Here is a 12,108-nt window from a genome sequence, read left to right on the forward strand (position 1 = left end):
CATTCGGAATGGCACGTATCGCAGGTGTAGATATTCCTCGTGACAAACGCGTTGTTATTTCTTTAACTTACGTATTCGGCATTGGTCGCACAACTGCTGAAAAAATTCTTGCTGAAGCTGGTGTTTCTGAAGAAACACGAGTTCGTGATTTAACGGAAGACGAATTAGGACGTATCCGTGATATCATCGATCGTATTAAAGTTGAGGGAGACCTTCGTCGTGAAGTATCTCTTAACATCAAACGTCTAATGGAGATCGGTTCTTACCGTGGTCTTCGTCACCGTCGTGGTTTACCAGTTCGTGGTCAAAACTCTAAAAACAATGCTCGTACACGTAAAGGTCCACGTCGTACAGTAGCAAATAAAAAGAAATAATAAGTAAAGGAGGTTGAACTAACAATGGCACGTAAAACAAACACTCGTAAAAAACGTGTGAAAAAGAATATTGAAGCTGGTGTAGCTCATATTCGTTCTACTTTCAACAACACAATCGTAACACTTACAGATACTCACGGTAACGCGCTTTCTTGGTCTAGTGCTGGTGCACTTGGTTTCCGTGGATCTCGTAAATCTACTCCATTCGCTGCGCAAATGGCTGCTGAAACTGCTGCTAAAGCTGCAATGGAGCACGGTTTAAAAACTTTAGAGGTTACTGTTAAAGGTCCTGGTGCTGGTCGTGAAGCTGCAATTCGTGCTCTTCAAGCTGCAGGTCTAGAAGTAACAGCAATTAGAGATGTTACTCCAGTTCCTCATAATGGATGTCGTCCACCAAAACGTCGTCGTGTGTAATTTTTCTGTATAGAATTTTCCCTTTTGTCTATAATGGATATGATGCATTATCGAGAAATTTCGTACAGAAACATCGCTTGTTGTGCACAATCGGGAACTGCCTAAGGGGGACTTTCGGTTAGACAGGGGTTATACCTTTGTTTAACCGGGGTTTCGACGTTTTGAAGGAGGGTTTAGTTAATGATTGAAATCGAAAAGCCGAAAATCGAAACGGTTGAACTTAACGAAGATGCTAAATATGGTAAATTCGTAATTGAACCGCTTGAGCGTGGATATGGTACTACGTTGGGTAACTCCTTACGTCGTATTCTTTTATCTTCACTCCCTGGTGCCGCTGTTACTGCTATCCAAATCGATGGCGTATTACATGAATTTTCAACAGTTGAGGGCGTAGTAGAAGACGTTACAACGATCATCTTAAACTTGAAAAAGTTAGCTCTTAAAATCTACTCTGAAGAAGAGAAGACGTTGGAAATTGATGTGCAGGGCGAAGGTATTGTCACAGCTGCTGATATTACTCACGATAGTGATGTAGAAATCTTAAATCCAGATTTACACATTGCAACGTTAGCAAAAGATGCGCATTTCCGCGTGCGTTTAACTGCAAAGCGTGGCCGTGGGTATACGCCAGCTGATGCAAATAAAAGCGAAGATCAACCAATAGGAGTAATTCCTATTGATTCTATTTATACTCCAGTATCACGTGTGACTTACCAAGTGGAAAAGACACGTGTCGGACAAGTGGCTAATTATGATAAGCTTACGCTTGATGTATGGACGGATGGAAGCATCGGGCCAAAAGAAGCTATCTCTTTAGGTGCCAAAATCTTAACTGAGCATTTAAATATCTTTGTTGGTTTAACTGATGAAGCACAAAATGCTGAGATTATGGTCGAGAAGGAAGAAGATCAAAAAGAGAAAGTTCTTGAGATGACTATCGAAGAACTAGACCTTTCTGTTCGTTCTTATAATTGCCTAAAACGTGCAGGAATTAATACTGTACAAGAGCTTGCGAACAAAACAGAAGAAGATATGATGAAAGTTCGTAACTTAGGACGTAAATCCTTAGAAGAAGTTAAACATAAACTTGAGGAATTAGGTTTAGGTTTACGTAAAGACGACTGAGGATTTAAACCCATCAACAAAGGAGGGAACTACGAATGGCATACAGAAAATTAGGCCGTACAAGTGCGCAACGTAAAGCTATGTTACGTGACTTAGCTACTGATTTAATTATCAACGAGCGCATCCAAACGACAGAAACTCGTGCAAAAGAACTTCGTTCTGTAGTGGAAAAAATGATCACTTTAGGTAAACGCGGAGATCTTCATGCTCGTCGTCAAGCAGCAGCTTTCATTCGCAATGAAGTAGCTAACGCTGAGACTGGTCAAGATGCACTTCAAAAACTATTCGCTGATGTAGCTCCACGCTATGCTGAGCGCCAAGGCGGATACACTCGTATTGCAAAAATTGGTCCACGTCGCGGAGACGCAGCACCAATGGTAATTATCGAGTTAGTATAATGATAATTAAAAGGGCAGGACAGTTCTTTTCAAGAAACTGGTCATGGCCCTTTTTTTTAAATATAAAAATAGGCTTACTTGGCGAAGGAAAGGGTGCCTTGTATTGAAAAAAGAGAAACTTCGGACAGAAAATATATCATTTCAATATCCTGGTGCAGCCACTTATGCATTAAAAGATGTTTCATTCTCCTTATATGAAGGAGAATGGGTATCTGTTATTGGACAAAACGGTTCTGGGAAGTCTACACTTGCAAAATTATTGAATGGTTTGTTTTTGCCGGAAGCAGGGACAATTACAGTAAATGATACAATGGTTTTGTCAGAGGAAACGGTATGGGATGTTCGAAAACAAATTGGGATGGTATTTCAAAATCCAGATAATCAATTTGTTGGAACGACAGTGCAAGATGACGTTGTCTTTGGTTTAGAGAATATCGGAATGCCAAGAGAGCAAATGGTAGAAAGATTAGATCAGGCCTTACGACTAGTCCGTATGGAAGATTTTCTTAATGATGAGCCACATTCGTTATCTGGTGGGCAAAAGCAGCGAGTAGCAATAGCAGGCGTTTTAGCACTTCAGCCGTCTATTTTGATATTAGATGAAGCAACGTCAATGCTAGACCCTCAAGGGAGACGTGAAGTGGTAGAAACGGTTAGACAACTTGTTAATGAAAAAGGTATTACTGTGTTATCAATTACGCACGATTTAGAAGAAGCGGCACAGTCAGACCGTGTCATTATTTTAAATAAGGGAGAGATATTAGAGGAAGGGACTCCAGAACAAATTTTCAAGTCCTCTCATATGCTCCAAGAAATTGGATTAGATGTACCATTTTCAGTGAAAATAGCAGAATTATTAAAAAGAAATGAAATTCTCTTGCAAAATACGCATCTTACAATGGAAAGCTTGGTGAACGAACTTTGGAGATTACATTCCAAAAAGTAGAACATCGTTATCAATATAAAACTCCATTTGAAAGACGCGCACTTTATGATGTAGACGTGTCGTTTCCAAGTGGGGGCTATTATGCCATTATCGGTCATACTGGTTCAGGTAAGTCGACGATGATTCAACATTTAAATGGTTTATTGCAGCCGACAAATGGCACAGTTCAAATTGGTGAACATTTCATTTCGGCAGGAAAGAAAGAAAAAAAGCTAAAGCCACTACGTAAAAAGGTAGGTGTTGTCTTTCAATTCCCAGAACATCAGTTGTTTGAAGAGACTGTGGAGAAAGATATTTGCTTCGGACCTACTAATTTTGGTGTATCTGTAGAAGAAGCGAAGCAAAAGGCAAGAGAGGCAATTCAACTTGTAGGGTTAGAACCAGAACTGTTAGTACGTTCACCATTTGAGTTAAGTGGTGGGCAAATGAGGCGTGTTGCGATAGCAGGCGTATTAGCGATGGAACCCGAAGTGCTTGTATTAGATGAACCTACAGCAGGACTAGATCCAAAAGGGCAAAATGAACTTATGGAGATGTTTTATAAGCTACATAAGGAGAAAGGCCTTACAGTTATCCTTGTAACGCATAATATGGAGGATGCTGCTAAATATGCCGAGCAGATTGTAGTCATGCATAAAGGAACGGTCTTTTTGCAAGGAAGTGCAGAGGAAGTATTTTCACATGCTGATGAACTAGAGAAAATTGGTGTGGATCTTCCTATGTCTTTAAAGTATAAACGTGCAATTGAAGAGAAGTTTGGCATTTCAATCCCAAAGGCTACCTTATCTTTAGAGGATCTTACTCATGAAGTTGTGCAGGTGTTACGAAAAGGTGGTCATGAATCATGCAGCAGTTGATTATTGGAAGATATATTCCAGGGAATTCTCTTATTCATCAACTTGATCCACGTACGAAGCTGCTGATTGTCTTTTTATATGTATTTGTTGTTTTCTTAGCAAATAATGCGATTTCATATGGATTTTTATTTTTATATGCACTCATTGCTTTATTTTTTGCAAAAGTGCCGATTCGTTATGTACTTTCGGGCTTAAAACCAATTCTATGGATTTTTCTTTTTACATTTTTCCTGCATATTTTAACAAATAAAGAAGGGGAAGTACTATTCCAGCTTGGTTGGTTTTCGATACATGAAAAAGGATTAGAGCAAGGAATATACATTTCTATACGATTCTTCGTTATTATTTTAATGACAACATTATTAACGTTAACGACGACACCCATTGAGATTACAGATGGTTTGGAGACGTTATTAAAGCCGTTGAAGCGTATAAAAGTTCCTGTTCATGAAATCGCATTAATGATGTCAATTTCTCTTCGTTTTATCCCGACATTAATGGATGAAACGAGTAAAATAATGAAGGCACAATCGTCACGTGGTATTGATTTTGCAGGGGGACCGATAAAAGATAGGATGAAAGCTATCATTTCACTACTCGTTCCTCTATTTATCAGTGCTTTTAAGCGTGCAGAAGACTTAGCAATTGCTATGGAAGCCCGTGGATATCAAAGTGGCGAAGGACGTACTAAATTTAGGCAACTACGCTGGAAAACAAGCGATACAGTAACGATTATAAGCTTACTTTGTTTAGCTTGTATTTTGGCATGGGTGCGATCGTAATGGAGAATAAAGAAATGGATAGAATAAAATGTACGGTTGCATATGATGGCATGCATTTTTGTGGTTATCAAATTCAACCGCAGCATCGTACTGTTCAACAAGAGATAGAGAAAGCTTTGCAGAAATTGCATAAAGGGGAACTTGTTCGTGTTCAGGCATCGGGCAGAACAGATTCTACTGTTCATGCTAAAGGACAAGTGATACACTTTGATACACCGTTGTCTCTTGAAGAGTGGCAATGGAGCAATGCATTAAACACTATGTTACCAGATGATATTGTTATCACACAGGTAGAGAAAAAAACAGAAGAATTTCACGCACGTTACGGTGTCGAGAGAAAAGAATATCGTTATCGTGTATTATTATCAAAGACTGCGGATGTATTCCGTAGAAATTACGTATATCAATATCCATATCCGCTCGAAATAAATGCTATAAGAAAAGCGATCCCTTATTTTATTGGGACGCATGATTTCACTTCTTTTTGTTCGGCAAAAACTGACAAAAAAGATAAAGTGAGAACAATTTATGAAATCGAGCTAATTGAGCAGGACGACGAATTAATTTTTCGTTTTGTAGGTAATGGATTTTTATATAATATGGTCAGGATTATTGTTGGTACGTTACTGAGCATAGGGCAAGGAAAGCTTGATCCGGATAGCATTCCAGAGATTTTAGCGAAACAAAATCGTCAGTTTGCTGGAAAGATGGCTCCTGGTCATGGGCTTTATTTGTGGCAGGTAAACTATAACAACTAATCCTGGTGTAACATTTGCTTGACATTAGAAACTCAAAAGTATATCATAACATATGGTATTGTTTCTAAAACCACGATTAGCCCCGGAAGGAAATCGTGTTTAAGATAAACAATAGATTTTTTCTATGGAAAAGATAACGAGGAGGGAAACACATGCGTACGACTTTTATGGCAAAAGCTAACGAAGTTGAGCGTAAATGGTATGTGGTTGATGCTGAAGGTCAAACTTTAGGTCGCCTTGCTAGTGAAGTAGCATCCATTTTACGTGGTAAAAACAAACCTACATTTACACCACACGTTGACACGGGTGATCATGTAATTATTATTAACGCTGAGAAAATTCATTTAACAGGTAATAAATTAAACGATAAAATTTACTACCGTCACACTAACCACCCAGGTGGACTTAAACAAAGAACAGCTCTTGAAATGCGTACAAACTACCCTGTACAAATGTTAGAGCTTGCAATTAAAGGCATGCTTCCAAAAGGACGCTTAGGCCGTCAAGTTTCTAAGAAACTAAACGTGTATGCTGGAGCAGAGCATCCACACCAAGCACAAAAACCAGAAGTTTACGAACTTCGCGGATAATCAATTAAAGGAGGGCTTACTTTGGCACAGGTTCAATACTATGGCACTGGACGTCGTAAGAGTTCAGTAGCGCGCGTACGCCTAGTTCCAGGCGAAGGACGCGTTATCATTAACGGTCGTGATTTTGAAAACTATATCCCATTTGCTGCATTACGTGAAGTAGTGAAACAACCTCTAGTTGCAACAGAAACTTTAGGTAACTACGATGTACTTGTAAACGTAAATGGTGGTGGATACACTGGTCAAGCTGGTGCTATTCGTCACGGTATTTCTCGCGCTTTATTAAAAGCTGATCCAGAATACCGTCTAACACTAAAACGTGCAGGTCTATTAACTCGTGACGCACGTATGAAAGAGCGTAAAAAATACGGTCTTAAAGGCGCACGTCGTGCACCTCAGTTCTCAAAACGTTAATTTTTGCGAACTACAAACCCCAACCATTTTGGTTGGGGTTTTTTATGTTTCATTCCTCTTTTGAAATTTTTGTAGTTTGGAATATTTTAGTGCTATCCTCTCGCGTATGCTTCTTCTTTAGAAGTTTAGACTAATACGTATTAGGGAGGTTTATAAGTACTATGAATGTCATTGTCAGCTTACAAGAAAAACAAAAAGAAAAGCAGTTGAAATATGAGCGGAAGATGCTGCGGGAATTATCATTAAAAACATTACGTTCAAATATTAGAGATGCCTTTCAGATGCAGGAACTTCATCGTCAGTATGAAGATTACTGCATTGAATTAGGGATAGAATCGTATTTATTAGGAGCGAGATATAGCAAATTTGGTTATTATGGCGAATCGTTCTTTGATGTGAAATATAGGGCCTTAGAAGAAGAGCAACAATTAACGGAAACACTATTTCAATTTTTAACGAGCATGACTATGCGGGAGATTAAGTTACAAGATGAGGAATTACTTTTTGAATCTTGCCAGCAGTTTATCGGCTTATGGTGGCAGGAAGGATATGAAAAAGGTGAAAGAAGATATCGATTAAAGCTTCATTAAGACAAGCATAAACTTTCCTCTTGTCCCATATAAGTAATTAGAGGGACTAGCTGGAGGAGGAAAGGTATGAAGAGAATTCGAATTATCTCTTTTGCACTCGCTGCGGTTATTTTGTTTTTTTTAGTCAAACAAGAATTTCAAATTACAAAATCGTGGCGAGCTTGGAATTTACCCTTATCAGGGAAAGTAATCGTATTAGATGCTGGGCATGGTGGACCAGACGGAGGGGCTGTTGGTGGTAAGGATATTGTAGAAAAAGATATTACGCTTGAGATTACAAAGAAGGTGCAAGATTATTTACAAGAGCAAGGTGCACTAGTTATTTTAACGCGTGAGGGAGATTATGATTTAGCCCAGAAAGATACAAAGTCATATAGTAGACGTAAAGCAGAAGATTTAAAAAAACGTGTAGAGATTATTAATAAACCCGATGTAGATTTTTTTGCAAGTATCCATTTAAATGCTTTAACTAGTAGTGGATCAAAAGGCGCACAAACGTTCTATTACCGTTCTTCAATTGAAAATGAACGTGCTGCGAAATTTATACAAGCTGAGTTGAGAACGAGTTTAGAGAATACAAATCGTTCTGCTAAAACAATTTCTCATGTGTATTTATTAAAGTATGCGAAAAACCCAGGTGCTTTAATTGAAGCTGGCTTTTTATCGAATGTAAATGAAAGGTATATGTTAAATTCGGAGAAATATCAGCAAAAGGTAGCAGCTGCTGTATATCGTGGTATATTACGTTATTTCACGGAAAAAGGAAATCCTCCAGAATAAGGAGGATTTTTTTGCGTTTCTCTCGTTAACGAAGTTTTCCGAAAATATGTTATACTGGAAATGTAAACGCATTTATTTCAAAAGTAAAGAGAGATATATTTAATTAACATTATGTTATTTTTCATACAGGGGGCTGGGCTAATTATGGTAACGAAAGAGCAAGTAGTGGAAGCGTTAGAAGGGATTGTAGATCCGTTTTTACATAAAACGTTAAAAGAAACAGGGGCAATTAAAGAGGTAACAGTCAAGCCTGAGAAGGAACATGTAAGTGTTAAAATTGCAATCGTAAAAACTGGTACCGCGGAACAAATGCAATTGCAATCTGGAATTGTAAAGTTAGTAAAAGAACTAGGAGCAGCAACAGTAGGGCTTCGCTTTGCAGAATTTACAGAAGAGGAATTAGCTCAGTTTGCACCAGAACAAGAAGAAGAGCAAACTGAATCTTTATTGTCACCAAATTCGAAAACGACATTTTTAGCAGTGGCGAGTGGAAAAGGTGGAGTAGGGAAATCAACAGTTTCTGTTAACCTTGCTATTGCTTTAGCTCGTCTAGGGAAAAAAGTTGGTATCATTGATGCTGATATTTATGGTTTTAGCGTACCTGATATGATGGGGATAGAAAAACGCCCTGTAGTAAGAGGAGATAAAATCATTCCAGTGGAGCGTCTAGGTGTAAAGGTAATCTCAATGGGATTCTTTGTAGAAGATAATGCACCGGTTATTTGGAGAGGGCCTATGCTCGGGAAAATGTTAAATCACTTCTTTACGGAAGTAGAGTGGGGCGATTTAGATTATTTAGTTTTAGATTTACCACCAGGTACAGGTGATGTTGCGCTAGACTTACATTCGATGTTGCCGGCTTGTAAAGAGATTATTGTCACAACACCGCATCCAACAGCGGCATTTGTAGCAGCACGTGCTGGAGCAATGGCTTTACGTACAGAACATAGCATTCTTGGTGTTGTTGAAAATATGGCTTATTTTGAAAGTAAAACAACTGGCGAAAAAGAATATGTGTTTGGAAGAGGTGGTGGAGATAAATTAGCTACAGAACTTCAAACAGAAGTACTTGGCCGAATCCCGCTTCAACAACCTGATTGGAATAAAGAAGATTTTGCGCCGTCAGTATATGAAGATACGCATACGACAGGTCTTATTTATCGCACAATAGCTGAAGCGGTAATTGATAAAACAACTGTTGCGCAAAAATAAAATAATAATGAGTGGATGATACATGTATTGTCCACTCATTATTATCGTTATTATTTTTACTGCTGTTCCTTTTTACCTTCTTGGGAACCACCTTCACCGCCGGCTTCCTTTTTATCAGAACCACTTTTTTCGGCTTTTTGGACACCTTTACTAATAATATCAATCATCTTAGCTTGGAAGAGTGGGCTTTCAGCAGTTTCTGTTAATACTTGTTGTAAATATTGACGGTATTCTTTGCTCTTCATTGTTTGTAACATCATTTTTTCTACTTCAGGGTTTTTCATAATTTCTATAACGCCTGCTTGGTATTCAGGGTCTTTTAGTAATGTTTTCATTAAGGCTGTTTGTTCTTTTCCCATACTTTTAGCGAATTTCGATGAGAACTCAGGGTCTTTAAAGAGCTTTTCCCAGAATTGTTGCCCTTTATCGGATACCATTGCATCTTCAATCGTTTTCTTTACTACTGTTTCATCTAGTATGAGTGCTTGTTTCATTTTTTCATCAGTTAACACATCTTGAATGGCTTTCTTACCTTGATCGGTTTTTAAAATATCAACAATCATTTTCTTCGTTTGATCATAATCAAGTTCGGACTTTGCTTCTTTTTCTTGTGCACATGCTACAAGTACAAGAAATAGAAAAGAAGAAGTCAAAACGAGCAGCATCCGTTTCATAAGTTGGAACTCCTTTCAGCACAGTTCTCTCTTTTTAATATAAATATCTTTAAGGAATTTATACATGAACATGGCTAGCTTTTTGAAATTGTCATTGATACAATTTAATTAGAAATATAAGGATAATGGGGGATGTGTTGTGAATAGCCGCAAGTGGGTTCGACTATTTTTTACGACGTTGTTTCTTGGTGGGGTTAGTACAGTCATTATTGGATTTGTTTTAGAGTGGGACAAGTATGTTAAATTTTTTCAAAATTTCGACGGAAAGGAAATTTTGGCAGTTTCCTTCTGGTTGATGGGTGTAGGATTTATTTTTAGTGTGATAAGTCAAATGGGGTTCTTTGCCTATTTAACAATCCATCGTTTTGGATTAGGGATGTTCAGGTCACCTTCTTTATGGAATATAGTCCAGCTCTTCTTCATTGCATTCGTTTTATTTGATTTTGTGTATTTAAGATCGGTATTGATTGCAAATGGGGAAATTTCATTAGGGAATAACATACTGGTTGCTGGTGTGTTATTTATGTTTGGTGCCATCGTTGCTTATATAAAAAGTAAGGAAACGAATAAAAAGGCATTTGTGCCAGCTTTGTTCTTTATGGTGGTTGTAACAATTCTTGAGTGGGTACCAGCACTTCGAATTAATGATACAGATTGGTTATATTTAATGGTGATACCACTTTTATTATGTAATGCATATCAGTTACTTATATTACATCGTTTAATTGGAAAGACGAGTAAGTCGGCCTAATTAAGAGAGTTTTTACGCAGGGTAGTTGTACGAATGAAAATATCGGGATAAAAAAAGCTCTATTACCTGAACGAAAGGTAGTAGAGCTTTTTATGTGTAAAAAATTATTGGACATCTTTACTTTTCGTACTTGTGTTGGAAATAAGTTGTGATACGGATATTTGCTCATAGCCGTCACTCTTTAATTTCTGTAGAAGCAGTGGTAAAGCTTTATTTGTTTGAAGAGCAGAATCGGATGCATGTAATAAGACGATATCTCCACCTTTTAAATTATTAGAGACGGTGGAAACGATATTGTTTACGCCAGGGTTTTTCCAATCGTTTGAGTTATTACTCCAATGAACGACAGTGTATCCGAGTGATTCTGCTATTTTAAGTGTTGCCTTGTTAAAGTCTCCACTAGGTGGACGTAATAGTTTAATTTGTTTCACACCGAGTTTTGTAAAAACATCTTGTGCTCGCAGAAGATCTCTTCGTATTTCATTTGCCTCTAGAGAAGTGTAGGACGTGTAATTATAACCCATACTACCGATTTCATGTCCATCTTTTATGATGCGTTCAACAACATCAGGGTGTCTTTCTGCCCATGCAGCAGAAAGGAAGAAGGTTGCATTCTTAATATTTCTTTCTTTAAGTGTATCAAGGATTGGAATTGCTTTTTTGTCTCCCCAACTAATATCAAACGTGAATGCAACTTGTTTTTTAGAGGTGTCGCCTTTGTAAATAACTTTAGGTCCTGTAGCGGTTGAAAAAGCAGACTCGTGTGAATATGTTTTCAAAAAGAGTAGCCATGCTGTAAATAAGGAAAGTATCACTATTAAGCTAATGTGTTTAAAGTTTCTTTTACTCGTAATAAAAAAGAAAAACATAATATTACGCCCCTTTGTCCAATCCTTTTCAGTTACATATATGCTGTAAATATAAAAAAGAGAACAAGGGATTAATATCGTAAGTAGTGGATATAATGGATGGTAGGATTTTGTTAAATGGAAATGGGCTTAATTTTTATTGCTCTGGAAGAAATGATTGAGGTGATGATTTGCTTGGGTTTATGTTAACGAAAGAAGAGAAAAAAGAAATGGAATACATATTGAAGAGAGAGTTAGAAGAACTTTTATTTGATTTTGAAGATGAACGTATTCATGACGTTGTAAAAAAGGCAATGGAAGAAAGATATAAAATCATTTTTTGTTTGTTTCGAAGAGTCGCTAATGCAGAAGAATGTATTCGTTATGTAAGAAAAAGAACTTTTTATTAAAAAGTGTTGACGTCGATAGATATTATATGATAAATTAATAACCGTCGCTGATGCGGAAACGCAAAAAACGACAAAAAGAAATTGAAAAACTTAGTTGACATTGAAAAACGAAGATGTTAACATAAGGAAGTCGCAAATGAGCGACCAAGTAGTTCTTTGAAAACTGAACGAAACAAACAACGTGA

17 protein-coding genes are annotated in these 12,108 nt (G+C 37.5%); 15 read left to right on the forward strand and 2 right to left on the reverse strand.

Translation table 11 applies throughout. The annotated features are described in order from the left end of the window. The first annotated feature begins 8 nt into the window (after positions 1-8). From rpsM to BAQ46_RS26265, 13 genes are all read left to right on the forward strand, one after another. Complete coding sequence (gene rpsM / locus BAQ46_RS26205; protein WP_000090789.1) at positions 9-374, forward strand: 30S ribosomal protein S13; 366 nt, start codon at positions 9-11, stop codon at positions 372-374. Between the two features lie 24 nt (positions 375-398). Next, entirely contained in the window at positions 399-788 is a 390-nt protein-coding gene (gene rpsK, locus BAQ46_RS26210; protein ID WP_000101799.1) for a 30S ribosomal protein S11, read from the forward strand. Positions 789-968: 180 nt separating this feature from the next. Beyond that, positions 969-1,913, forward strand: coding sequence for a DNA-directed RNA polymerase subunit alpha (locus BAQ46_RS26215; protein WP_000569643.1), 945 nt, complete (start codon positions 969-971; stop codon positions 1,911-1,913). Positions 1,914-1,948: 35 nt separating this feature from the next. Then, positions 1,949-2,311, forward strand: a complete 363-nt coding sequence (gene rplQ, locus BAQ46_RS26220; protein WP_000331490.1) for a 50S ribosomal protein L17 — start codon at positions 1,949-1,951, stop codon at positions 2,309-2,311. 103 nt (positions 2,312-2,414) lie between these two features. Next, positions 2,415-3,257, forward strand: coding sequence for an energy-coupling factor ABC transporter ATP-binding protein (locus BAQ46_RS26225; RefSeq protein WP_000711783.1), 843 nt, complete (start codon positions 2,415-2,417; stop codon positions 3,255-3,257). Next, positions 3,233-4,114, forward strand: a complete 882-nt coding sequence (locus tag BAQ46_RS26230; RefSeq protein WP_000406520.1) for an energy-coupling factor ABC transporter ATP-binding protein — start codon at positions 3,233-3,235, stop codon at positions 4,112-4,114. Before BAQ46_RS26225 ends, BAQ46_RS26230 begins: the two co-directional genes overlap by 25 nt. Further along, positions 4,102-4,896: an energy-coupling factor transporter transmembrane component T family protein gene (locus tag BAQ46_RS26235; RefSeq protein WP_001186536.1), complete on the forward strand. Its 795-nt coding sequence runs from the start codon at positions 4,102-4,104 to the stop codon at positions 4,894-4,896. Before BAQ46_RS26230 ends, BAQ46_RS26235 begins: the two co-directional genes overlap by 13 nt. 14 nt (positions 4,897-4,910) lie before the next feature. After that, positions 4,911-5,654, forward strand: a complete 744-nt coding sequence (gene truA, locus BAQ46_RS26240) for a tRNA pseudouridine(38-40) synthase TruA (RefSeq protein ID WP_048553564.1) — start codon at positions 4,911-4,913, stop codon at positions 5,652-5,654. Positions 5,655-5,806: 152 nt separating this feature from the next. Continuing rightward, positions 5,807-6,244 carry a 50S ribosomal protein L13 gene (rplM, locus tag BAQ46_RS26245; protein WP_001260793.1) on the forward strand — a complete coding sequence of 146 codons (438 nt, stop codon included), beginning with the start codon at positions 5,807-5,809 and terminating at the stop codon, positions 6,242-6,244. A gap of 21 nt (positions 6,245-6,265) precedes the next feature. Beyond that, complete coding sequence (rpsI, locus tag BAQ46_RS26250; protein WP_000079986.1) at positions 6,266-6,658, forward strand: 30S ribosomal protein S9; 393 nt, start codon at positions 6,266-6,268, stop codon at positions 6,656-6,658. Between the two features lie 161 nt (positions 6,659-6,819). Then, positions 6,820-7,248 carry a YbaK family protein gene (locus tag BAQ46_RS26255; RefSeq protein ID WP_001101006.1) on the forward strand — a complete coding sequence of 143 codons (429 nt, stop codon included), beginning with the start codon at positions 6,820-6,822 and terminating at the stop codon, positions 7,246-7,248. Between the two features lie 66 nt (positions 7,249-7,314). After that, positions 7,315-8,028, forward strand: coding sequence for an N-acetylmuramoyl-L-alanine amidase CwlD (cwlD, locus tag BAQ46_RS26260; RefSeq protein ID WP_000822435.1), 714 nt, complete (start codon positions 7,315-7,317; stop codon positions 8,026-8,028). Positions 8,029-8,172: 144 nt separating this feature from the next. Then, on the forward strand, positions 8,173-9,240 hold the full coding sequence (locus BAQ46_RS26265) for an Mrp/NBP35 family ATP-binding protein (RefSeq protein ID WP_000256607.1): 1,068 nt from the start codon (positions 8,173-8,175) through the stop codon (positions 9,238-9,240). Between the two features lie 56 nt (positions 9,241-9,296). Here BAQ46_RS26265 and gerD read toward each other — a convergent pair whose 3' ends face one another. Then, positions 9,297-9,914 (reverse strand): spore germination protein GerD, encoded by a 618-nt coding sequence (gerD, locus tag BAQ46_RS26270; RefSeq protein WP_000827519.1) that lies wholly within the window; start codon positions 9,912-9,914, stop codon positions 9,297-9,299. A 139-nt stretch (positions 9,915-10,053) separates the two neighbouring features. Here gerD and kbaA point away from each other — a divergent pair, with 139 nt between their 5' ends. Continuing rightward, positions 10,054-10,665, forward strand: coding sequence for a KinB signaling pathway activation protein KbaA (gene kbaA, locus BAQ46_RS26275; RefSeq protein WP_001088520.1), 612 nt, complete (start codon positions 10,054-10,056; stop codon positions 10,663-10,665). A gap of 104 nt (positions 10,666-10,769) precedes the next feature. Here kbaA and pdaB read toward each other — a convergent pair whose 3' ends face one another. Next, positions 10,770-11,534, reverse strand: coding sequence for a polysaccharide deacetylase family sporulation protein PdaB (pdaB, locus tag BAQ46_RS26280; RefSeq protein ID WP_071743070.1), 765 nt, complete (start codon positions 11,532-11,534; stop codon positions 10,770-10,772). 170 nt (positions 11,535-11,704) lie between these two features. On the opposite strand from pdaB, the gene BAQ46_RS26285 reads away from it, so the two are divergent. After that, positions 11,705-11,923, forward strand: a complete 219-nt coding sequence (locus BAQ46_RS26285) for a hypothetical protein (protein ID WP_000900296.1) — start codon at positions 11,705-11,707, stop codon at positions 11,921-11,923. The last annotated feature ends 185 nt before the right edge of the window (positions 11,924-12,108 follow it).

The sequence above is a fragment of the Bacillus paranthracis genome (assembly GCF_001883995.1).
Lineage (GTDB): Bacteria > Bacillota > Bacilli > Bacillales > Bacillaceae_G > Bacillus_A > Bacillus_A paranthracis.

Bases quoted from the DNA above. Each gene is read 5' to 3' on its own strand.
- rpsM (WP_000090789.1), top strand. From the start codon at position 9: ATGGCACGTATCGCAGGTGTAGATATTCCTCGTGACAAACGCGTTGTT.
- rpsK (WP_000101799.1), top strand. From the start codon at position 399: ATGGCACGTAAAACAAACACTCGTAAAAAACGTGTGAAAAAGAATATT.
- BAQ46_RS26215 (WP_000569643.1), top strand. From the start codon at position 969: ATGATTGAAATCGAAAAGCCGAAAATCGAAACGGTTGAACTTAACGAA.
- rplQ (WP_000331490.1), top strand. From the start codon at position 1,949: ATGGCATACAGAAAATTAGGCCGTACAAGTGCGCAACGTAAAGCTATG.
- BAQ46_RS26235 (WP_001186536.1), top strand. From the start codon at position 4,102: ATGCAGCAGTTGATTATTGGAAGATATATTCCAGGGAATTCTCTTATT.
- truA (WP_048553564.1), top strand. From the start codon at position 4,911: ATGGATAGAATAAAATGTACGGTTGCATATGATGGCATGCATTTTTGT.
- rplM (WP_001260793.1), top strand. From the start codon at position 5,807: ATGCGTACGACTTTTATGGCAAAAGCTAACGAAGTTGAGCGTAAATGG.
- BAQ46_RS26255 (WP_001101006.1), top strand. From the start codon at position 6,820: ATGAATGTCATTGTCAGCTTACAAGAAAAACAAAAAGAAAAGCAGTTG.
- cwlD (WP_000822435.1), top strand. From the start codon at position 7,315: ATGAAGAGAATTCGAATTATCTCTTTTGCACTCGCTGCGGTTATTTTG.
- BAQ46_RS26265 (WP_000256607.1), top strand. From the start codon at position 8,173: ATGGTAACGAAAGAGCAAGTAGTGGAAGCGTTAGAAGGGATTGTAGAT.
- gerD (WP_000827519.1), bottom strand. From the start codon at position 9,914: ATGAAACGGATGCTGCTCGTTTTGACTTCTTCTTTTCTATTTCTTGTA.
- pdaB (WP_071743070.1), bottom strand. From the start codon at position 11,534: ATGTTTTTCTTTTTTATTACGAGTAAAAGAAACTTTAAACACATTAGC.